At 38.3% G+C, this 22,875-nt stretch carries 15 protein-coding genes; 5 read left to right on the forward strand and 10 right to left on the reverse strand.

Features of this window, described 5'->3' with window-relative positions:
* Positions 1-34: 34 nt before the first annotated feature.
* Entirely contained in the window at positions 35-1,225 is a 1,191-nt protein-coding gene (gene sucC / locus DBX24_RS01585) for an ADP-forming succinate--CoA ligase subunit beta (protein WP_120488666.1), read from the reverse strand.
* A gap of 349 nt (positions 1,226-1,574) precedes the next feature.
* Here sucC and DBX24_RS01590 point away from each other — a divergent pair, with 349 nt between their 5' ends.
* The 5 genes from DBX24_RS01590 (at position 1,575) to hmuT (ending at position 10,605) form a co-directional block, all read left to right on the forward strand.
* Positions 1,575-2,213, forward strand: coding sequence for an HmuY family protein (locus tag DBX24_RS01590; RefSeq protein WP_120488665.1), 639 nt, complete (start codon positions 1,575-1,577; stop codon positions 2,211-2,213).
* 112 nt (positions 2,214-2,325) lie between these two features.
* The gene (locus DBX24_RS01595) at positions 2,326-4,302 is read left to right on the forward strand and encodes a TonB-dependent receptor plug domain-containing protein (protein ID WP_160223768.1); all 1,977 of its coding nucleotides are present in this window, start codon (positions 2,326-2,328) and stop codon (positions 4,300-4,302) included.
* A 161-nt stretch (positions 4,303-4,463) separates the two neighbouring features.
* Positions 4,464-8,744, forward strand: coding sequence for a cobaltochelatase subunit CobN (locus DBX24_RS01600; RefSeq protein ID WP_160223769.1), 4,281 nt, complete (start codon positions 4,464-4,466; stop codon positions 8,742-8,744).
* Positions 8,745-8,824: 80 nt separating this feature from the next.
* On the forward strand, positions 8,825-9,916 hold the full coding sequence (locus DBX24_RS01605) for a WG repeat-containing protein (RefSeq protein WP_160223770.1): 1,092 nt from the start codon (positions 8,825-8,827) through the stop codon (positions 9,914-9,916).
* Positions 9,917-9,921: 5 nt separating this feature from the next.
* Positions 9,922-10,605, forward strand: coding sequence for an HmuT family protein (gene hmuT / locus DBX24_RS01610; protein ID WP_245957168.1), 684 nt, complete (start codon positions 9,922-9,924; stop codon positions 10,603-10,605).
* Between the two features lie 114 nt (positions 10,606-10,719).
* Here hmuT and DBX24_RS01615 read toward each other — a convergent pair whose 3' ends face one another.
* The 9 genes from DBX24_RS01615 to DBX24_RS01650 all read right to left on the reverse strand — a co-directional run bounded on the left by DBX24_RS01615 (position 10,720) and on the right by DBX24_RS01650 (position 22,873).
* Positions 10,720-11,412, reverse strand: a complete 693-nt coding sequence (locus DBX24_RS01615; RefSeq protein WP_120488661.1) for an RsmE family RNA methyltransferase — start codon at positions 11,410-11,412, stop codon at positions 10,720-10,722.
* A gap of 18 nt (positions 11,413-11,430) precedes the next feature.
* Positions 11,431-12,837: an alkaline phosphatase gene (locus tag DBX24_RS01620; RefSeq protein ID WP_120488660.1), complete on the reverse strand. Its 1,407-nt coding sequence runs from the start codon at positions 12,835-12,837 to the stop codon at positions 11,431-11,433.
* Between the two features lie 412 nt (positions 12,838-13,249).
* Positions 13,250-14,563: an ABC transporter permease gene (locus DBX24_RS01625; RefSeq protein WP_120488659.1), complete on the reverse strand. Its 1,314-nt coding sequence runs from the start codon at positions 14,561-14,563 to the stop codon at positions 13,250-13,252.
* 15 nt (positions 14,564-14,578) lie between these two features.
* A complete protein-coding gene (locus tag DBX24_RS01630; protein ID WP_160224673.1) occupies positions 14,579-15,502 on the reverse strand; it encodes an ABC transporter ATP-binding protein in 924 nt (307 codons plus the stop codon).
* 65 nt (positions 15,503-15,567) lie between these two features.
* The gene (nhaA, locus tag DBX24_RS01635) at positions 15,568-16,731 is read right to left on the reverse strand and encodes a Na+/H+ antiporter NhaA (RefSeq protein WP_160223771.1); all 1,164 of its coding nucleotides are present in this window, start codon (positions 16,729-16,731) and stop codon (positions 15,568-15,570) included.
* 28 nt (positions 16,732-16,759) lie between these two features.
* On the reverse strand, positions 16,760-18,964 hold the full coding sequence (locus DBX24_RS01640; RefSeq protein ID WP_160223772.1) for a RelA/SpoT family protein: 2,205 nt from the start codon (positions 18,962-18,964) through the stop codon (positions 16,760-16,762).
* Positions 18,965-19,269: 305 nt separating this feature from the next.
* Complete coding sequence (locus DBX24_RS09315) at positions 19,270-19,527, reverse strand: hypothetical protein (protein WP_185123855.1); 258 nt, start codon at positions 19,525-19,527, stop codon at positions 19,270-19,272.
* Positions 19,528-19,947 (reverse strand): hypothetical protein, encoded by a 420-nt coding sequence (locus DBX24_RS09320; RefSeq protein ID WP_185123854.1) that lies wholly within the window; start codon positions 19,945-19,947, stop codon positions 19,528-19,530.
* 718 nt (positions 19,948-20,665) lie between these two features.
* Positions 20,666-22,873 (reverse strand): DUF4357 domain-containing protein, encoded by a 2,208-nt coding sequence (locus tag DBX24_RS01650; RefSeq protein ID WP_160223773.1) that lies wholly within the window; start codon positions 22,871-22,873, stop codon positions 20,666-20,668.
* Positions 22,874-22,875 lie beyond the last annotated feature (2 nt).

The raw sequence follows: 22,875 nt of genomic DNA on the forward strand, positions 1-22,875 counted from the left end.
ATATCAGTCGCTTTCTTCATTTTAAAATTTCAAGTTATGATAAAACTTCTTTTACTTTATTTGCTGCTTCTTCAAGTGTAATAGCAGAGTGTACATTTAATCCAGATTCATCAATAATCTTCTTCGCTTCTTCTGCATTTGTACCTTGAAGTCTTACGATAATCGGCACAGGGATATTTCCCATTGCTTTATAAGCATCTACCACCCCTTGTGCTACTCTATCGCATCTCACAATACCTCCAAAGATATTGATTAAAATCGCTTTTACATTAGGGTCTCTAAGGATAATTCCAAAAGCGGTCTGTACCCTTTGAGCATCGGCGGTACCACCTACATCAAGGAAGTTTGCAGGGTTACCTCCTGAGAGCTTAATAATATCCATAGTTGCCATTGCAAGACCGGCACCATTTACCATACAAGCTACATTACCATCGAGCTTCACAAAGTTAAGCCCTGCCTCGCCAGCTTCTACATCCATTGGGTCTTCTTCTCTCTTGTCTCTAAGCTCTGCAAGGTCTTTATGACGGTAAAGGGAGTTATCATCTAATGTAACTTTTGCATCTACTGCAATAATTCTATCGTCTGATGTTTTTAAAACAGGGTTAATCTCAAATAGAGAAGCATCAATACCGATATACGCATTGTAAAGAGCAGAGATAAATTTCACGAACTCTTTGAAAGCATTGCCAGAAAGCCCAAGGTTAAAAGCGATTTTTCTCGCTTGGAAGCCTTGCAAACCAAGCTGAGGGTCTACTACCTCCTTATGAATAAGGTGAGGGGTAACCTCTGCTACATGCTCAATATCCATACCTCCTTCTGTGGAATATACAATGGTATTTTTACCTAATGCTCTATCTAAAAGTACGGAAACATAGAATTCTTTTGGTTCAGAATCACCTGGATAATACACATCTTCTGCGACCAAAACAGCGTTAACTAATTTACCTTCTGCGGAAGTTTGAGGGGTAACCAAACGCATACCTATAATATTCTGTGCGTTTTCTTTTAGTTTATCCATATTAGGTGAGAATTTTACTCCCCCTCCTTTTCCTCTACCTCCAGCGTGAACCTGTGCTTTTACAACCCAGCCTTGAGTTCCTGTTTCTGCGGTTAATTTTTCAGCGGCAGATACTGCTTCATCTACATTATTTGCCAAAATGCCTCGTTGCACTGCAACGCCATACTTTGATAAAATCTCTTTAGATTGATACTCGTGAAGATTCATAATATACTATATTTATTTTCTTTTTGAAAGTGCTCACAAATTTAAAAAAAAGTGATAAATGGGCAACAATAGATTTAAAATAAATTTTCTTTTTACAGAAAGCTGCTCTACAAGCCATCTTTTATAAACATTAATGAAAAAAGTTAAATCAAACGAATTACTGTTTAAATATCTAAACACACAGATAAAATATTATTAATATCAATAGAAATACTCTATCAGGCGTTATAATTCTATAAATAAATCTTACCTTTGCCTGCGCTTTAAAATTAAAAAATATGATTTTTATCATATAAATAAATATTTATTCATTACAAATAAAGCATATTTTTGCCTCAAAATTTTTACAATGAAAAAGATATTTTTTAGTTTAGTATTAGGAGTTTTAACACTAACTTCTTGCAGTAGAGATGAAGATTTACCACTTCCAACCCCTGTCCCTACAGGTGCAAAAGAAGCAACATTAGATGCTAGTAAAAAAAATGTTTGGAAATATTTCTCTTTCAGTAAAGGAACTGAGGTTACAGTAACAGATCCGGATAATGACCTTAATTGGGATATAGCTTTTCAAAGACTTTATGTTAAAACAAATAGTGGCTTTTCAGGAAAAGGGAAAGGAGGTGTTGTTAAAACCGATGGAAAAGATTTCAGTGCATTGAAACAAGCACCTACTTCAGGTTTCTTAGCAGATGATAAAAAAGAGACTGTAGAAATAGGCTACCCTCCACAAACTGTGGAACTTTCTTATAATAGTGCAATCTCTGGCGGAAATGGTGATCAAGGTCAAGTAAATGGCTTTGCATCTTTTTACCCTTCATTAGCACAACAAGGTAAAACACCTTATATTACACATAAGTGGGTTTATGTAGTAAAAACTGCTGATGGTAAAAAATTTGTAAAACTTCAAGTTACAGATTATGTTAATGAGAAAAACCAGGGTGGTTATCCTAAGTTTACATACCAAGTTTCTAACGATGGTAAGTTCTAATAGAATGGAATGTTAATCTCATCATTTAATAACTTTTAATCTAAAATAGAGTTACTGTAGTATTATGGTAATTCTATTTTGGTTTTTAACACTAATTACCATAGAAATAGTAATGTTAAAATTAAAAATTTCAACAGCCTTAGTTATTGTACTCATCAGTGTTCCTCTCTTTGGGCAAAGGAAAACCGAGAAAAAAAAAGATAGTATAAAAGATATACAGGAAGTAGTGGTAACCGCTACTCGCTCTCTAAAAAAGCTAAAAGATGTACCTATACCCGTACAAGTCATTACCTCTGATGAAATAAAAAAGTCTCAATCCAAAGACTTTCAGTCTTTCTTAGAGAATGAGTTTTCTGGAATCAATTTTACTTATGACGGTGGTATGCCCAATATCAATATGATGGGCTTCGGAGGGAAGTATATCCTATTCCTTGTGGATGGGCAAAGGCTTGCTGGTGAAACCTTTGATAACATAGACTACGACAGAATAGACCTTGATAACATCGAGCGGATAGAAATCATAAAAGGGGCATCTTCCTCTCTTTACGGCTCTAATGCTATTGGTGGGGTTATTAATATCATTACTAAAAATTCTCAAAGCCCATTAGACATCACCGCTGGGTATTTATATGATACCAGTATTAACCATAAAATCAACTTCTCCGCAGGTACAAAACAAAAGTGGGGAAGTTTCAGCGTTTCCTCTTTCTACAAAATGAGAGAGCCCTATATCATAAGAGGGACAGAACCAGTAATAGATAACAGCGGCGTAGCCAAATACCCTGAGATAAATGTAGCAGGTTTTACCAATTATGCCATCAATCCCAAGCTACAGTTTAATATCAGTCCGAAAATAGACCTCACCCTTACCCCTGGCTACTATTATAGCGAGAGAAATAGAGGAGATAACGACAGTAAAAAAATAAGAGATAAGTACTATAACTATACAGGAGGTCTCAAAGCCAATTTTAAACTCACAGAAGATAAAAACCTTAGCATCAGCGGAGCTTTTGACAGGTATGATAAATTCAAATACTACAGACTCCTCAAACAAAAAGAGAAAGATTACGAAAACCAGATTGTTCGCAGCACAGCAGAATACAACCAAACTCTCTTTGGTAAGCATACCTTAGTAGCAGGTGGTGAAGTCTTGGCTGACAGGCTTCTCAGTTTTAGATTTAATGACTCGGGAAGTGCCGAGAAAAAACAAGCCGAGACCTACACTCTCTTTACTCAGCAAGATTGGGTGCTTAGCCCTTCATTTACTCTTGTAACGGGTGCCAGACTCGACCATCATTCCCTTTTCAAAAACTTTTTCACTTTCCGACTCTCAGGAATGTATAAGCTCGATAATCTGATGACCCTGCGAGGAGGATATTCGGGTGGCTTCCGCTCCCCTACTCTGAAAGAGCTTTACACCAACTGGTTCCACCCTTGGGGCGGAGGCTTCCAAATAATGGGCAATAAAAACCTCAAACCCGAAACCAGCGATAACTACACCGTATCTGTAGATTTTAACCTCAACAAGAAGCTGAATCTTACTTTTATGACTCAGTACTCGAGCATCAAGAATAAAATTTCCAATAAATGGACAGCGAATAACGACACAATACGATATGTAAATTTCAGTGGGCGCTCAGACATCATCGGCTCAGAGGTCTCTGCCACCTACAGACCCAACAAACACTTTAAGTTTGGAACTTCCTACTCCTATTACAGCATAGGGCAGAGGAGAATTACAGAAATTCGCCCGCATACCCTTACCTTTAAGGCAGAATACAGCTCCCACAAGCTCTATATTCCCGATGTACTCATCAGCGGTAAGTACATCTCTGGCAGTACCCTTGCCGAGAAAGATAGCGCTGGGAATATCACAACCTACTGGTACAGCCCCTACTCCCTTTGGTGGCTGAAGCTCTCCTCCCAGCTACCGCTCAACTTCTCGGTAGTAGCAGGCGTTAGCAATTTGTTTAATTATAAAACACCTACTGCTGATTTCTACTCACCCATTAGCCCGGGAAGGACCTATTATTTAGGGGTAAGATGGAACTTCAATATGAAGAAAAAAGAGAATGATGATACCTTGTAGGCAAGGCGTAGGAAATAGTCCTACAGATGGAGGAAACAGTCCTACAGGTGGAGGAAACAGTCCTACAGGTGGAGGAGATTTGCAAGATGGATATTAAGAAAAAATAGAGAGAGATAGCCTTAGATGCTACAGTATTTATTAAAATAAAAAACTTATATATAATGAAAAACAAGAAGAAAATTCTGTTAGCGGTCTTTATTGCCGTTTTACTCAGTGCCTGCTGGTTCGTTTGGAGCAAATGGGCTTCGCCTACGCGTATTGCTCTTGTAAATTTCCCGAACTATCAGGTATCAAACATTGCCCTTTCCAATTCGGACAGCTTCATCAAGTTTGTAGATGTTCCTCTTGAGGAAATTGATAAACTCGATGGTTATGACTTTGTCCTCACTTGGGGAATGGGTTTGAGAATTAATGATGAGCAGAGAGAAACTTTCCTCAAAATTGCAGAGAAAGTCCCTACACACTTTATCTCCGTAACCTCACCAGAGAATGATATTACGAGCCTCTCGGAAACTCAGCTGGAGGAAGTAGATGCATACTTAAACTCTGCCAATAAAAAGAACTATCAGAACTTTGCAAGATATGTCCGCACTAAAATCAATGGTAAAAAGCTCTTTGCTACCGCTCCAGAAAAGCCCGCTAAGAGTATAGGCGATGCCTTTTTCTATCTGGGAGAAGACAACCACTTCCCTACATTAAAAGACTTTGAAGCATTTCTTAAAAAAGAGAAAATCTATAAGGAAGGCAAGCCAAAAGTGGCGTTCATTACGGGAATCCACGACCCATTTTCTGGGAATCGGCAGCATATAGACAGTATTATCGTATCCTTAGAAAAATCAGGTCTTAATGTTTATCCTTTCGCATCTTTTGGAAAGAGGATAGATTTTCTAAAAGAGATAAACCCAGATGCCGTTATCTATATGCCACACGGAAGGGTGCAGATGATGGATCCAGAGGTTACCGTAGAATATCTAAAAGAGAAAAATATCCCACTCTTTACACCGATATCCATCATTCAATTAGAAGAAGAATGGAAGAAAAACCCAATGGGAATGTTCGGTGGCTTTATGGGGCAAACCATTGTAATGCCCGAGCTGGACGGTGCCCTTTACCCTTATGCGCTCATAGCTCAAGAGAAAAGCAAAGACGGTTTCTATATGTTTAAGGCAATGCCCGAAAGGCTTAAAACCTTTACACAAGTAGTGAATAACTATCTCCGCTTGAAAGAAAAACAAAACGCTGAGAAGAAGGTAGCCATCTACTACTTCAAAGGTTATGGAGAAAATCCTCTTGTAGCACAGGGACTTGAGACCAATGCCTCACTCTACAACTTCCTGAAAAGGCTAAAAGCTGAAGGCTATACCGTAGATGACCTCCCAGCTACAGAAGAGGAGTTTGAGAAAGTCCTCAACCTGAAAGGGAATATCTTCCTCTCCAGTGCGCAAGGAGCATTTGACGAATATGTGAAAAACGGAGACCCAGAGCTGATAGAAACTACTCAGTACGAAAAATGGCTAAAAGGAGCTCTCTCCAAAGACCTCTACAAAAAAGTAATGGAGAAAAATGGTGCTGCTCCTTACTCCTATATGGGCGTAACAAAAGATGGGAAGAACTATCTCGCAGTATCAAGGGTGAAGTTTGGAAATGTAGTGATCCTCCCTCAACCTCCTGCGGGTATTAGCTCGGATGACCAGTTCAAAGTAGTTCACGGTGCTAAAGAAATCCCTCCTCACGCTTATATCGGAACTTATCTTTGGACTCAGCACGGCTTCAAAGCAGATGCTATGATACACTTTGGAACCCACGGTTCATTGGAATTTACTCCACATAAACAGGTGGCTCTCGACGGAGATGATTGGGGAGATATCTGCATAGGTGCCGTACCTCACTTCTACTACTATACCATTGCCAATGTAGGAGAGAGTATTATGGCTAAACGCCGTACTTATGCGAGTTTAGTGTCTTACCTCAACCCTGCATTTACCGAGAGTGATACCCGAACCGCTTTCAATAGCTTGATGGATAAAATCAACTACTATTACAAAGCAAAAGAAGAAGACCACAAGAGAGACCTCTCACTTAAAATAAAAGCCGATGCTGTAAAAATGGGCTTCCACAGAAGTTTGAGATTAGACTCCGTACTCACAAAACCTTATACAGAAGAGGAAATCGATAAATTGGAAAACTTCGCAGAGGAAATCGCGACAGAGAAAATCAACGGGCAGTTCTACACAATGGGAGAGCCTTATTCTTCAGACAAGATACAGTCCACCGTACTGGCGATGAGCACAGACCCTCTGGCATATTCCGTGGCGGCATTAGACAAACTAAGAGGAAAAGTAACCGACCAACAGCTGAAAAGGAAAGTATTCTTCACAGAAAACTACCTGAACCCAGCGAAGAATTTAGTCAACCAAATCTTAGCAGGCAGAGAAGTAACTCCAGAATTGGTAGCACAAGTAGCAGGAGTTCCAGTTTCCGAAATAGAAAAATCAAGAGAAATCCTCACTCCAAAAAGGGAAATGCCTTTCTTCCTCAAAAAATCTATGGAGAAAAAAGGAAAAGGCTCTGCAGAACTCTCCGATATAGAGAAACAACTGAAAGCAGGAAAAATCCCTGAAGGAATGCCTGAATTTGTTGCGAAAAAACTAATGGAAAAGGTAAAACGAGGAGAAAGACTCGAGCCTTACAACCCAGGAGGTAAAAGAACGGTAAAAAAAGGCGAAGCAAAAACCGAAACCAAAAAGCCTGAAATACCAAAAGAAGTAAAAGAAAAAGCAATAGCTGTACTCGACATAGAAAGAACCCTGAAAGCTGTTGTAGATAATAAAAAAGCGCTTCTCGAAAGCCCTGAAATCGAATTCAAATCTTTTATCAATGCACTTAATGGTGGCTATACACCGCCTTCTTCAGGTGGAGATTTAGTAGCCAACCCAAGAGCCGTACCTACGGGGAGAAATATGTATTCCGTAAATGCGGAAATGACTCCAAGTGAGCTCTCTTGGGATAGAGGGGTGACCCTGGCAAAAGCAACCATAGAAGAATATAAAAAGAAACACAAAGGAGCTTATCCTAAAAAAGTGGCTTATACTTTCTGGAGCTCAGAATTTATAGAAACCGAAGGGGTATCTATCGCTCAAGCATTGTATATGCTCGGTGTAGAGCCTGTAAGAGATTCCTTTGGTAGAGTAGTAGATGTACGCCTCATTCCTTCCAAAGAATTGGGAAGACCAAGGATAGATGTGGTAATTCAAACCTCTGGTCAGTTCAGGGATTTAGCAGCTTCGCGCCTCTTCCTGCTTACCAAAGCGGTAGAAATGGCTGCTAATGCCAAAGACGATGAATTTGATAACCAAGTAAGTGCAGGTACAATAGAAATAGAAAAACAACTGGTAAAAGCAGGAGTACCACCTAAGCGCGCAAGAGAAATGTCTAACTACAGAATCTTTGGTGGGCAGCAAGGCAGATACGATACAGGTACAAAAGAGATGATGCTTTCTGGTGATAAATGGGAATCTACACAAGATATTGCCAAAACTTACATCCACAATATGGGAGCCCTCTACGGCTCAGAAAAAGAATGGAGCCAGCACGAAGAAGGTATGTTCCGTGCCGCACTGAGCAATACCGATGTACTCATCCAGCCAAGACAGAATAACACTTGGGGAGCGCTAAGCCTTGACCATGTATTTGAATTTATGGGAGGGATGAATGCTGCTATTAAAGATGTAACAGGCAAAGACCCCGATGCCTACCTTGCAGACTACCGAAACCATAAGAATATGAGAATGCAGGAGCTGAAAGAGGCCGTAGGTGTAGAAGCACAGGCAACCATCTTCAATCCGAAATACATCAAAGAAATGATGAAAGGAAAAAGCTCCAGCGCTGGACAAATTGCAGAAATTGCAACCAATATGTTCGGCTGGGAAGCTACACGACCAGAGGTAGTAGATGATGCAATGTGGGAAGAGCTCTACCAAACCTATGTAGAAGATAAGCATAACCTCGGTATAAAGGATTTCATCCATCAGAAGAACAGTGCTTCACTGCAAACCGTAACTGCCGTAATGCTCGAAGCTACACGAAAAGGTATGTGGAAAGCCGATGCAGGAAAAATTGCTAAACTGGCAATGATGCATAACGACCTTGTGAAAGAAAATGGAGCCGAGTCTTCTGACTTCTCTGCAAAAAATGTAAAACTTCAGAACTATATCGCTAAAAAGCTCCCAGAAGCACAGGCAACCGAGTACAAAGGCTCTCTTGAAAAGATGAAGTCTGGCACTACACAGGTGAAAGACGGAAAAGTCCTGAAAAAAGAAGAGAACAATACAGAACAATTAAAAGAAAAAGTCTCTCTCAACGGGCTCTTCATCGGTGGAGGTATCTTAATTGTCTTTATCGCTCTGCTCATCTACTTCAAGAAAAAAAGAAAATCCGACTAATCTTTAATTCGCAGTTTAGGGTATCTCAATATCCTAAACTGCTTTTATATTATTAAGAATATCAAAGTAAAAGCAGCCGTATGAAAATAAGATTATTAAGCATTCTCTCCTTTATCTCTGTCTGTACATTTGCACAGAACAATGATATTTGGACGGCTTTCTATAATCCAGATACTGATGATATCGGCTTTAAAAATTCCAAAGGTGAGGTAATGATTAAACCAAGATTCAGAGGTCTTATTTCAGCTCGTAAGTTTGATAAAATAATAGCCTTAATGGATGATGAAAATTTCTCAAGAGTATATTATATGCTGAAAAATGGGAAGACATTTGGAAAGGACAGCACTTATATCTTTGATATGACTTTTGATTGTGAAAGTGAGGGATTCATTAGATTTCACGATTCCAAAACGGATAAAGTCGGAATGTTTAATCACGAAGGCAAAATTGTAATTCCAGCCAAATACAGCGACTTATTCCCTGTAAAAAATGGAATGACCATCGCGCTACAAGGGGCATACAAAGAATATTGGGAAAAACATAATGAGCACTCTGGGTGCAACCATTGGAGCTGGGTAGGTGGCAAGAATGTTTTAATCAATTCAAAAAATGAAATTCTCGTTGAGGATTTTCCAGAGCCGAAAAGTTTAGATCTCTATTCTTCAAAAGTAGCTGAAAAGCCGATTAAGGACGAAAACCGAATCAATGTTTTAGGAAAAAATGGAAAATATTATTCTTTCGTGGACAATGAAAAACTTTTTAAAAACTTCATCGAAAAATTGATTAAAAATCTAAACAAAGAATATCTTCTAAAAAATTCCTATAAAGAAATCGTTTATTGGGATGAAGAAAAAGGCTGGATTTCTGCTCCTGCAAAAGATTTTATAGAAAAAAACTATACTATACTTTCAGAGAAATTGAAGGCTTATTTTTCTAAAAAAGACTATCAACTTTCGGATTATACCCCTCTTACCGAAAAAATAGAAAAAGAATTTGAACATCATTACAACAATTGCGGCGAAAGAGATATCAACAGATTTCCTATTTTTAACCTGATAATATCCTATTATGAAAAAGGGAAATTCAGCCATCAAGACCATTTTAATTTCATTAAAACCGAAGAAGGGATACAGTTCATCAGCTGTACTATTAGAAACCACACTTTAAAGTAAATCTTATGCAACTGATTTTAAACATACTTATCGTTTTTATCATCATTAATACACTGATAAAACTCAGTTTCTGGAAGCTCTGGCAAGTTGCCATAATGGGAGTATTATCCGCTGGCTTTCTGCTCTTTGCCTATACCTATGCCATAGAGCAGTCTCAGGTTACGATACAGCAGGCATTAGAAAACACAAAAGTCCTCAGCAATATGGCAGTACTCGTGAGTATAGAAGCGGGGTTCTGCATTGGCTTTTGCTTCTTAGCCCTCCGCACCCTCTTCTTGGGCAAGGAAAGCCGAGGCTATAAAATCCTGAAATGGTACCCAAGCCTACTGATATTTCCAGTGCTGTTTTACCTGCTTACACAGTCTATTTTTTATTTCTCTGGGGCAGATTTCTTTACCACCACTACGGTGCTGGCAATAGGCGTACTCCTGCTGATTATCGGTGGAGCATATGGCATTAAGGAACTCCTGCCAGAGGAAGATTTTAGATTAGAGGTACATTTCCTCACCAGCCTGTTTATCACTATTCTGGGGCTGATTTCCACAACCAATGGCAATACTATCTATGTCCCTAAAAGTGAGCCGATGAACTTCACTGCCTTAGGGCTTACCTTCCTGCTCTTCATAGGGATGTTCATCTTGGGATTCTTCATTAATAAAATCTGGTGGAGGATAAGGAAGACTAAATAAGCTACAAACACAGATAAAAAAAGTAAAGCACGGATAATTTCACCCGTGCTTTTTGCTTGTGTATAAGCTGAAAAGTTTAAATTTTCAACTTTAAAAACAAACTGACCTCCTCCCCTACTTCATCTTTGAATAGATAAAAGCAGCAGCATATACCCCTGCGGTTTCGGTGCGAAGGCGCTGGCTTCCGAGCGTTACTGCCCTTATCCCAAGAGTAGAGAGCTGCTCAATCTCGGCAGTGGAGAAATCCCCCTCAGGACCGATGAGTATCGTAAGTCTGTTCTCTACTTTAAGCTCCTGTATGGGAATGCGTACCAAGCTTCTATCACAATGGGCTACGAAAGTCTTTTCTGGATCTATGGTTTTCAGAAAATCGCGCAACTTCACCAAATCATTCACAATTGGGAAATGCACCCTCAGACTTTGCTTAGAGGCAGCTATCGCCTGTTTTCGGATTTTTTCTATGTTGATATTCTTTCGCTCGCTGTTATCTGTTTGGAGAAATGTAATCTCGGAAATGCCCATTTCTGTAGCTTTTTCTACGAAGAACTCTGTACGGTCTATATTTTTTGTAGGAGCTATCGCGATGTGCAAACTCGGAGTAAAGGCGGGCAAGTCAGCCTGTATGTCCTCTACTCCGAGCAGAGCTTTCTTCCCTTCTATGATAAGTTTCCCGTGAGCGAGATTCCCCTTCCCATCAGTAATGGAGAGGCTTTGCCCATCTTTCATTCGGAGAACTTTCAAGATGTGCTGCTGCTCATCTTCATTGATTTCTACCTGAGGAAATACTTTACCATAAAAGATTTTCATTTCTCGGCTTCAGTTTCGTTAAAACTTATTTTCTACTCCTGCAGCATTGAGCATTAAATAGTGCAGATCGGTGTTTTTCACGAATGGTTTCAAGAGCTCCATACCAGGACCATACACAGCAAGCTCCACATAATCACCAGAATGGTCCATACTAATCCAGCCTACGGAATCGTACTTTTTCTGTATATCGGCAAAGAATTTAAACGGAAGTTTTTTATAATTATAGAGCCCGTCTTCTTTCTCCAAGCCGTTGTAGAAGCCTATAATATGCTTAGCTTCATCATCAGTAAGAGCGAAGCCATTAACTTCTCTTACCCATTCTTTCACTTGGTTGGGCGTATAGTCTGGCTTTATCTCGTTGAGGAGAAACTCATTGGTATATTTAAAGTCGGCAATACTGTCAAATCCCTTATTCGCACCAGAGCCATAGATAGTTCCAGGGTTTGCATTTCCGTGGTCTGTAGTGATGATTACGAGGGTCTCTCCGTCCTTTTCTGCAAAATCCATTACTACCTTAATAGCCTCATCAAATGCGAGTTGGTCGTGTATCAATGCAGCGACATCATTTCCGTGTGCTGCCCAGTCTACCTTCCCTGCCTCTACTTGGAGTACAAAACCTTGCTTGTGGTCTTTCATCTGGTCTATGGCTACTTTTGCCATTTCTGCCAGTGTAGGTACAGATTGTAGCTCTTTATTCGAACTTCTGTCTATGGAGTAAGGCAATGCTCCGTGGTTAAAAACCCCCAATATCGGCTTATTTTTATCTACTTTTTTAAAGTCATTTCTATCTTTAAAAATCTGATAACCTTTCTGTTTATAGAGGGCATATACATCTTTTTTATCCGCTCTTTTTTCAGGGTTAAAGTTTTCATCTCCACCACCCATCATTACATCAAAGCCTATATTTGCGTACATTTCTGCAATTTCTGGCTCTGCTTTTCTCTTTTGGGAATTTATACAAAATCCTGCTGGTGTAGCGTGGGTTATAGTTACCGTTGTTACACACCCCGCTTTTTTACCTTTCATTTTAAATTTTTGCCATATCGGGAGGTGTTTCTCTCCATTCGCTCCGATATTGAGCACTCCGTTTTTCACTCGGATTCCTCCACCGAATGCTGAGCTCGCCGCTGCAGAATCGGTTACAATAGAGCTTGCGGAAGCTGTATCCATCAATGCTCGGGAGACCTTATTTTCAAGGTAAAGGTTCATCCAGTTTCCATTTCTACCGAGAATTCTATTGGAGTACAGGTTTGCCATTGCCAGCGTTCCAGAGCTCATCCCATCACTTACCATAAAGATAATGTTCTTTGCTTTTTTGCCTTTTTGAGGGAGGTCTAAACTTTTTGCAGAGAGTAAGTCAAGTGGATTTACAGCGAGCAACCCAGAAAAAAGGGCTGTTCCTTTTATAAATTTCCTTCTATCCATCGGTACTATATTTTAATTATTTTTTAGTGCCCAAAGCTACGAAATAATGAGCATACAAACAAAGAGGAGGTATTCACTCTTTTATTAATGCCTCTCTTTCTACAATAATAGAAAGACAATATCTTCCTTTTCTTTATTTAATTAATAACCATACAAATAAATTCTCCTACAGTAGAAATCCTAATTTCATCACTACGAACTTTTCTTTTATCTCTATGAAATTTCAATTTTACACTTTCATAGTATTATCAACACATTATAAACCTATAAAATTTAAGTAATAGGCAAATGGTTTTAGCTAATAAATAGATAGCTCATTTGCTGTAAGTATCTACCATACTACGGCTAAGTGCCTCACTGGCTACGGTATTTGATATATGAAAAAAAAAGTGCCTGCCACGCCGTGGCTGCCTCACCGGCTACGGTACCATTTATAGAGGTTTTTCAGGCTAAGTTTGTTGCCATACATTAGGATTCCTGTTCGGTAAATCTTCCCTGCGGCATACACCATCAGAAGAGCGGCGCCCAAAAGCAGAAAAAGGGAAATAGCAATCTGCCAAGCAGGCACACCGTAAGGGATTCTCGCAACCATTGCAATAGGCGATGTAAATGGAATGATAGAAAGCCAAAACGCCATCGGTCCATCGGGATTATTGATAATAGAAAAGCTACCATAGACCCCAATCATCATCGGTAGCACGGCAATAAGGGTAAACTGCTGCGTTTCGGTCTCATTATCTACCGCAGAACCGATAGCAGCGTATATAGAACTGTAAAAAACATAGCCTAAAAGGAAAAACAGAATAAAAACAAGGATAATCAGCGGAAAATTCATCTCCAATAGCGTATGAGACACTTCACTAATGATAATATTAGGGTCGGTATTCCCTGTTTGCACCTCCCCACTCGGCAGATTCATCGGCAATCTATAAAAACTCGCATTAAAAAACACCGCACCTGCTACACTCATCATTATCCAAATGCTAAATTGGGTAAGAGCCACAAAAGTAACCCCAATAATCTTCCCCATCATCAGCTCAAATGGCTTTACAGACGAGATGATGATTTCCACCACTCTATTATTCTTCTCCTCTAATACACTGCGCATTACACGCACGCCATACATTAGGATAAACATAAAGGTTACATACATCAGCAGCATCCCAAGACCTGTTTTCACCCCAAAAGCAAGGTCAGTATCCGCCTTATTATCTTCATTAATGCTCTCCACATTCAGGTTAAAGGTCTTTTTAGTAATACTCTCCATCTCATTGGCTTTCAATCCCAATGCTTTTATTTTCTGCTTTTGGAGAATGGATTTTAAATCCCAAACAATGCTCTTCTTCGCCTCAAAACCAATATTATCATTCACCCAAAGCGTCGTATTCTCCTCCAATCGGTCAAAATTCTGCGCTTCTAGCTTCGGAATCACCAAGATTCCACTGAGCTTCTCTCGAGTTTCTAGGTTAGTCTTTATACTTTTCTCTGTCGGCGCTGAGATAAACCTATAAACCACATCATCAGTAGATTTCAGCTCATCTTTGAACAGCCCACTCTGGTCAGATACCTCTATAATAGCCGTAGATTTATTAATGCTAAACATAAAACCAATAAGCCCTCCAAAGGCAATAATCAGCAACGGCGTTAGAACCGTAAGGATAATGAATGATTTTTTCTTTACCTGCGTCAGGTATTCTCTTTTCGTGATTAAAATAATATTTCTCATCGTTTTTTATTTGGTTTATAATGGATTTTTTCTCTCTACAGCAGAGATAAATACTTCATTCATACTTGGGATTTTCTCATCAAACCTGCGGATATCTCCCACCGTCATCAAGTCAGAGAGAATCGCACTTTGCTCGTACTCACCAGAGACCTCAAAGCTCAAAGGCAAGCCCATATCTACAGTATTAGAGATATTTAGGCTGTATTTTTCCTTAAATTTCGCCAGCATCTCTCGGTTGATATTGAAAATCTCCACACTAAATCTATTCTCCTTAAACCTTTCCTTCACATCGAAGAGCTTGCCGTCCAATACCTTTTGAGAATTATTGATAAGTGCTACAAAATCACACATCTCCTCCACGCTTTCCATTCTGTGTGTAGAGAGAATAATCGTCGTTCCCTCAGTTTTAAGCCTGATGATTTGCTCTTTAATCAAATTGGCATTTACAGGGTCAAAACCCGAGAAAGGTTCATCAAGAATCAAGAGCTTAGGCCTGTGAATCACCGTTACCACAAACTGAATCTTCTGCGCCATTCCTTTGGAGAGCTCGGTAATCTTCTTCTTCCACCACTGGTCTATATTCAAGCGCTCAAACCATTTCTTAGCCTCATCAAGGGCAGCCTTCCTGCTCATTCCTTTCAGCTCCCCAAAATAAATAAGCTGATCACCCACACTCATATTCTTATACAAACCCCGCTCTTCGGGCATATAGCCTATTTCCCTAATGTGCTTCAGGCAGAGAGCCTCCCCATTAATACTTATAGAGCCCGCATCTGGCTTTATAATCTGGTTAAGCATCCTGATAAATGTCGTCTTCCCAGCACCATTAGGTCCCAGCAAACCATAAATACAGCCCTCAGGAACTTCTATACTGAAATCTTTGAGGGCTATTTTCTGACCACCGTTATAAGTCTTCGTAAGATTCTTCGCTACAAGCATATTCATTCTGTTTTAATCGTAAATTGTTCGGAGTTAATAATAAATAATTCTGAGTTAATGATATTTTAATACTCCTTACCATCACCTGCCCTTTTCAATATAAGAAAACCCGCTATCGCCGATATAATCGATGCTAAAAGTATGGCAAACTTCGCCTCCGACTGATGAAAAGCATCCTTAAACGACAGCATCGCAATGAAAATAGACATCGTAAAACCTATCCCCGCAAGGAAACCTACCCCAAGCATCTGCCCCCAACTGCTGTTCTGTGGCAATGCACTGATTTTTGTTTTAATCGCAATAAAACAAAAGCTACACACCCCCACTACCTTCCCAAGAAACAACCCGACAATAATCCCAAGCCCCATAGAAGTAAAAAGCCCATCTACCATACCTTCTTTAAACATTATATTGGTATTGGCAAGGGCAAACACAGGCATTATCATATAATTTACAGGGAAATGCAGCTTCTGCTCGAGCTTTTCAAGAGGTGAAATCTTCACCCGAGACACATTCGTAGGGATAGTAAAGGCTAAAAGTACCCCTGCAATCGTAGCGTGTATCCCAGAATGGTGCATAAAGTACCAAAGAAACACCCCAGGTACGAGATAATAGATATGTTTCGTTACCTTAAAATAATTGAGAAGCACAAGAAGAACTACAATTCCCAAAGAAAGCAAAAGATAAAGCCAATGCAGGCTCTCCGTATAAAAAACAGCAATAACAACGATCGCTCCCAAATCATCTACTATCGCCAATGCCGCAAGAAATATCTTAATCGATGGTGGCACCCTATTCCCGAGCATAGAAACAATCGCCAGCGAGAACGCAATATCCGTAGCCATCGGAATACCCCAGCCCCCAGCGTAGGGCGTACCATAATTAAAGAAACTATAGATGATAGCGGGAATCATCATCCCGCCCAATGCAGCAAATATAGGCAGCGAGGCATTCTTAAAATTAGAAAGCTCGCCTTCTATAATCTCCCGCTTGATTTCTAAACCTACAAGAAGGAAAAATACGGCCATCAAGCCGTCATTTACCCAAGTGGCAACCGAATATTTCAAGTGGAAGACTTCCGTGCCTACTTCCGCATCTAATAATGCTTGGAATTGCTCTCCAAAAGAGGAATTCGCCGTAAGAAGTGAGGCAATTACACATAAAATTAATATAATGCCAGAGGACTGGCTACTGTTGAAAAAGTTTTTAAAATATCTTGTTAGTTTCATTCTAATCTTTAGCCTTGTTTTTCTTTATTTACGCTCTCTTCACTTTGGAAAGCCCCTCGATTTTCTTCAATTTTTTTAAGGTTTCTTCCAGCTGAGACTTGTTTTTTACTTCCAGATGAATAACACCCGAGAACACCCCATTATTAGAATCTATACTCATCCCTTTCATATCAAGGTGCATTGCATTGGTAATCACCTGAGTGATATCATTAATCATTCCCATTCTGTCTAAGCCTTCCAGCTCTATTTTTACTCTATTTTTAAAGTTCTCTTCATTTACCCACTTCGCTCTGATAACGCGATAGTCGTACTGAGCCCTTAGATTTACAGCATTTGGGCAGTTTTCATTATGCACTTTTACCCCTTCGGAGATAGTTACAAAGCCAAAAATCTTATCACCAGGGAGCACCGTGCAGCATTTCGCAAATGAGTAGTCCAGCTTCTCCTCATCTTTCCCGAAGACGATAAGGTTAAGGTTCTTATCTGGCTGATCCTCCACTGCAGTCTGTTTAGAGGGCGATTTCCTAAACCGCGAGAAGATATTACTCAGCACATTCTTGCTTTCAATATACTTTCTGATGCTGGCAGCATCTAAACTCCCATCTTGAAAGCCAAGGAAGAGCTCTTGGGAAGTTTTAAGCCCAAAGAACTTCTGCATTTTGTTTATCTCATTATCATTAAAGTTGAGCTTTGCGTGTCTCAGTTTTCTTTGGAGGATTTCCTTGCCCTCATCTACAAGGGCAGTCTTCTCTGCATTGAGGAAGGCTTTTATTTTAGATTTAGCTTTAGAGGTGATTACAAAATCTAACCAATCGGTTTTCGGTTTCTGATTCTGAGAAGAAAGTATCTCGATCTGATCTCCATTTTGAAGAATGTATGATATCGGCACTAATTTACCGTGTATCTTCGCACCGATACACTTCATCCCCAATCCCGAGTGTACAGAGAAAGCAAAATCCAATGCTGATGCCCCTCTCGGCAGTGTTTTCACATCGCCTTTTGGGGTAAATACAAACACATCTTTTGAGTAGAGGTTGAGCTTTATATTGTCTATAAAATCTGTGGTGGAGAGCGACTGCTGGTGCTCCAGAATATATCGGATTTCCTTTATCCAGCCCTCCAAATTTCGGTCTTCAGACGAGGCTTTAAAACCCTCTTTGTATTTATAATGTGCCGCAACGCCCTTTTCAGCAATATCGTCCATCCTCTCGGAGCGAATCTGCACTTCTATCCACTTTTTATCAGGTCCCAGAACCGTCAAATGCAAGCTCTCGTAACCTGTGGAGCGCGGCTGAGTAATCCAATCCCTCATCCTTGATGGATTACTGTGGTAGAGGTCGGTTACAATAGAATAAATCTTCCAAGCGATGAATTTTTCATTCTTTATATCCGACTTATAAATAATCCGAATCGCATAATTATCATACACCTCCTCAAAGGACACACCCTGCTTCAGCATTTTTCTATAAATCGAAGAAATCGCCTTCGCTCTACCTTTTATCGAGAAGTTTAGCCCCTCTTTTGCCAATTGCTCAGAAACCTCCGTCTTAAACTCCTCTATATACTTCTCACGATGCTCTCTGGCGAGCTCCAGCTTGTCGGCAATCTCGTAATACACCTCTGAGTTGTTGTATTTTAGTGAAAGATCCTCAAGCTCGGATTTAATATTATACAGCCCCAGCCTGTGGGCAAGCGGAGCGTAGATATACGCCGTCTCGGAAGCTATTTTCTTCTGCTTGTCTGGCGCCATACTGTCCAGCGTACGCATATTATGCAACCTGTCGGCAATTTTAATGAGGATTACCCTAAAATCTTCTGATAGGGTGAGCAGGAGTTTTCTGTAATTTTCTGACTGTATAGAGAGGTTCTGGTTTGCCATTCCCGAGATTTTCGTAAGCCCACGAACGATATCAGCAATCTTCTCATTGAAAAGCCTTTTTAAGTCCTCATAAGTATATTCCGAGTCCTCAATCACATCGTGGAGCAGTGCACAAGCGATGGAAGTAGCCCCCAATCCAATCTCTTCGGCTACGATTTTCGCTACGGCAATTGGGTGGTAGATGTACGGCTCACCCGTCTTCCGCCTTTGGTCTTTGTGTGCATCGAGTGCTATGTCAAACGCCTTTCTTATCAGCCTGTTTTTATCCTCATCCAGCGCTCTGTAAGTATTTGAAATCAGGTCTTTGTACCTTGCAAGTATCTCCTTGCTCTCTTTCTCTAAGTCGTAAGCCATCTCTATTTTGCAGATTTTAGTTTGAAGTAAATAACTTTTTTCCAGAATTGTTAATAAATTCTTAATTTTTTCATTCTAATTTGCTAAAATAAGGCTTTTGTACGGAATAACCAATACTATTTCCAATGAAAGTAGGCATATAGCCTGTTCCCCTCCTTACTATAGCTCTAATTTTTAATTGGATTTTATATAGCCTAAGCTCAAACTCCTTACCTCTAAGCAGATTTTAATATAAAAAGGGCTTATCTATGAAGATCGGCTTATTGGGACATTTTCTTTAGTCCAAGCAATAGCATATGGCGTTTCTAAATATCACCGGTTGCCGTCCTTATCTCCTTTATCGTAAGGCACATAAAATTTTTATTGCTATCAATTCCATTATCTTTTTCTTCTTGTGTAAGACCATCTATATCTGCAATTTCACTATCTTCTACTAATTTATAGATGTAGCCTTGTCCAAAAATATCTCTACCGTATTTTTCTTTTAAATCATCAAATAATTCTGCTATTTTATTTTCTAAGAGTCCATCTAAAAACGACTTATAATCTTCATTTTGTGGCAATCACTCATCTACTATTTTTTTAGACTCTATAGCTTTTGCCAATTTCTCAGGTCGAGATTCCATAATCTTTTTTGCCCATTTAGTAGATTTTCTTACAGCAATATATTTACCATTATTAGCAGTTGCCAAGCCTTGTCCTCCCTCAGTAAGACAACCCAATAAAGCTATATCACCTGGTTTTAGGCTTTGTCTATATGCTTCTAATTCTTTAGCGTTTTTAGTAATGTTTTTACTTATCGAGATTTTATCCCACCACTGGTCATAGAGTTCTTTTACTTTTTTGCCGTATTTGGCTTGTATTTTTAGATTATACTCCGTAGGCTTGAATATCACACTGTTTTGTGTGTCAATATAACTTCTTTGTGTAATGACATATTTTTCAGGTTTTAACAAGTCTGTACTGCCATCTAAAAATAACAACTGATGTCATTCTTTGTGGTCTGCTTTTCTAAATGATGTAATAGAAGTATCTACCATAGCAGCCTCAAAAGGGTTGGCAGTGTCAAAAATATAAAGCAATTATTTATTTAACAGCAAGTTGCGTAGGTTACTTTTGGTCTGAGTTGTCCAAAAGGTTTTAGGACTTTCTACATCGAAAATCCCTTTTTTCTCTACGAAGATTCTCTTTTTCATTTTTAGTTATTATAGGGAGTTCTGCAAATTTACATTTATCCGCTAAAATAACTACTACAAAAAGGAATAATTATCAATGATTTTTTAAGTTTTTTTCTGATTTTTATACAATATTTAAAAACAATCTGATTTATAATAATTTAACCAAGAAAATTCTATGTTTTGATTATTAATTTTTTGTATCTATTTATCAACTTCCTATTTTCCCATATGGCTGATACTCCGAAAAATAAAGAACAATTCTTTTCCCATCTTTTATATAGGGATAAAACAGCTCGTACCTACCATCATTGGCGCTGAATCGCACTTCATCAGAATGATTATAAAATACCTTGTTGCATTCAGCTTACTACATCACACAAAAACCTCATTGATAGTAGGATACTGTCACATAGTGGTTAGGAAACAGCTACCTTATATTGTAGCATTAGTGTCACAATCGAACAATTGCCCCATAGATCACTTGCAAAAGGAAGAAGAACTATTTTAAATATTAGTTTCATTATCAATCCTTTTTAGTATTTCGTACAACATCTAAGATTTTATTATTCTCTTTAATCACCCATTCTTTCCAACCATTAGCAGTTCTACCTAATGTAAAACAAGCAGCTCCTGATACAGACTTACATTTTTTATCCTCCTTAAGAATATAATTATTTTCTGTTTGTTCTGCAATTTTCTTTAACTCTTTAAGCCTTTGTTTTTCTTGCTTCTTATAGCTATCAACGACTTTCAAAGCTAATTTACTCCCCTTCTTTAATGTAATTTCGCCAGATTGGGTATTATACCAAGCTAATGCATCTACATTCTGTGTTTTTAAAACCACTTCTATAGTATTTTGAGGTAACACTTTTGCTCGTAGAACAGATTTAGGAGTATTAGGTTCTGTATTTTTAGTTTTTTCTATAGTATTTTGAGGTAACACATTTGCTTGTGGAACAGACTTAGGAGTATTAGATTCTGTATTTTTAGGCTTTTCGTTAGTGATTGTATTATCTTTTAAAGTTTTTGCATATTGGGCAATCTCTCTGATTAAATCAAATAGCTTTCTAAAATTCTTAAAATCTCCTTTCTCAAAACTATTAGAGTTCTCTGATAAAATGTTTTTTGCATCCTGTAATACATCTTCACTATATTCACTAATAGACTTATTTTGAGTTTTACCTAATGTATTTTTTACTGCTCGCTGATAAGCTTCCTCCCATCTAAGATATTCATACATCATTTCTATAGAGCAATCACACTTTTTACCTTCTATCTCTGGGAGTACAGTAACAAAATAATTAGTATTCTTCTTGTTATTATTTTCAATAATCCTGAAGAAATTCTTACCCTCTACAGGTTGATAATTTTTAGGATTTTTCAAATTATCCAATAATTTCTTCTCCCTATCAAATAAACCAATATAGAGCTTATCTGTTTCAAAATCGCTTTCGTACAACCCTGACAAGAAAGGCTGTATCTTAGTTTCACTATTTAAACAGAAGATATCGAAATTCAAATTTGGATACTCTTCTTTTAATGCTCTATAGGCATTATTGATATGTATTTTATCTAATTTACCTTCTACTAATAGTATAATGGGACTTTTGGAAGAAATAAATGTATTTTGTTGAAATCTATTCCAAAATTCTCCAGAGATACTTTCTAAAACTTTTTGTTTCTCTGCTGAGATAAGTTTTCCTCTATCAAGCATATAGATAGATTCATTCTCTAAGCAATCGGTTAAGGTAGGTGAATGGGTAGTGATGATCACTTGTCTGTTTTGTTCATACTCTTCTAACACTTTTTTGATTTGCATTTTATTGCTAAGATGTATGTGGGCATCGGGTTCATCAAGGATAAATAGACTGTCCTCTTGTGCAGCAAATTCTAAAGCTGCTTTGATGAGTATCATTTTCTTTTCACCCTCACTAAAATCTTCTATTTCTAAGTTTTCATTATTGTATTTTATAACAATGTCTTGAAGCATTTTTTGGTCAACAGGTGTAAAAGCAATATAGAAGAATTTGTAAACATCTATAAGTGTATATCCTTCTTGTTCAATAATCGTTCTCAACTCTTCTAAGGTGTACTCTTGTTTTTTATCTATTTTACTGATAAATTGCTTAACAATACTATCTTTATAACTTTTATAATTCGCTTTATTAAAAGAAAACTTAATAGAGTTAGTATTTTCTATCCCTAAGATTTCACTACAAAAAGTATCCTCTAAGTTATTGAACTGATTTAACAACAAACACAACAGAGATATATGCCAATAAAACTTATTGATATACAACATTTTTGGCATATTATTATAGGTTTCAACTCCTATTTTTGCAATGTATTCTTGATAGGTAGGCAAATAATATTTTTTCCACAATCTATCTTCTTCACCACTATAGATAGCTACAATTTGTTTAGGAAGATAGTTATAAGGGTCAGATTTTGATTGGCTATTTATTTCTGTGGTAACAGAAGAGCCCTTTTTGGTAATTTTGACTATATCCTTACTACTTCCTATTATATAGGTTAATGAAAAATTAAAGGGAATATCCTTTTCCTTCTTGTCGTACAAATGCTTAAAAATGGCACTTATAGCTTCTAACAAATTACTTTTTCCACTGCCATTATTTCCTATAAAAGCCATTACCCCTGAAGTATTGTTTTCTAATGAAACATCAAGGTTTTTAAAGGCTTTATTAGCTATTTTAATTTCTTTGATTCTCATAA

The sequence above is a fragment of the Bergeyella cardium genome (genome assembly GCF_009914665.1).
Lineage (GTDB): Bacteria > Bacteroidota > Bacteroidia > Flavobacteriales > Weeksellaceae > Bergeyella_A > Bergeyella_A cardium.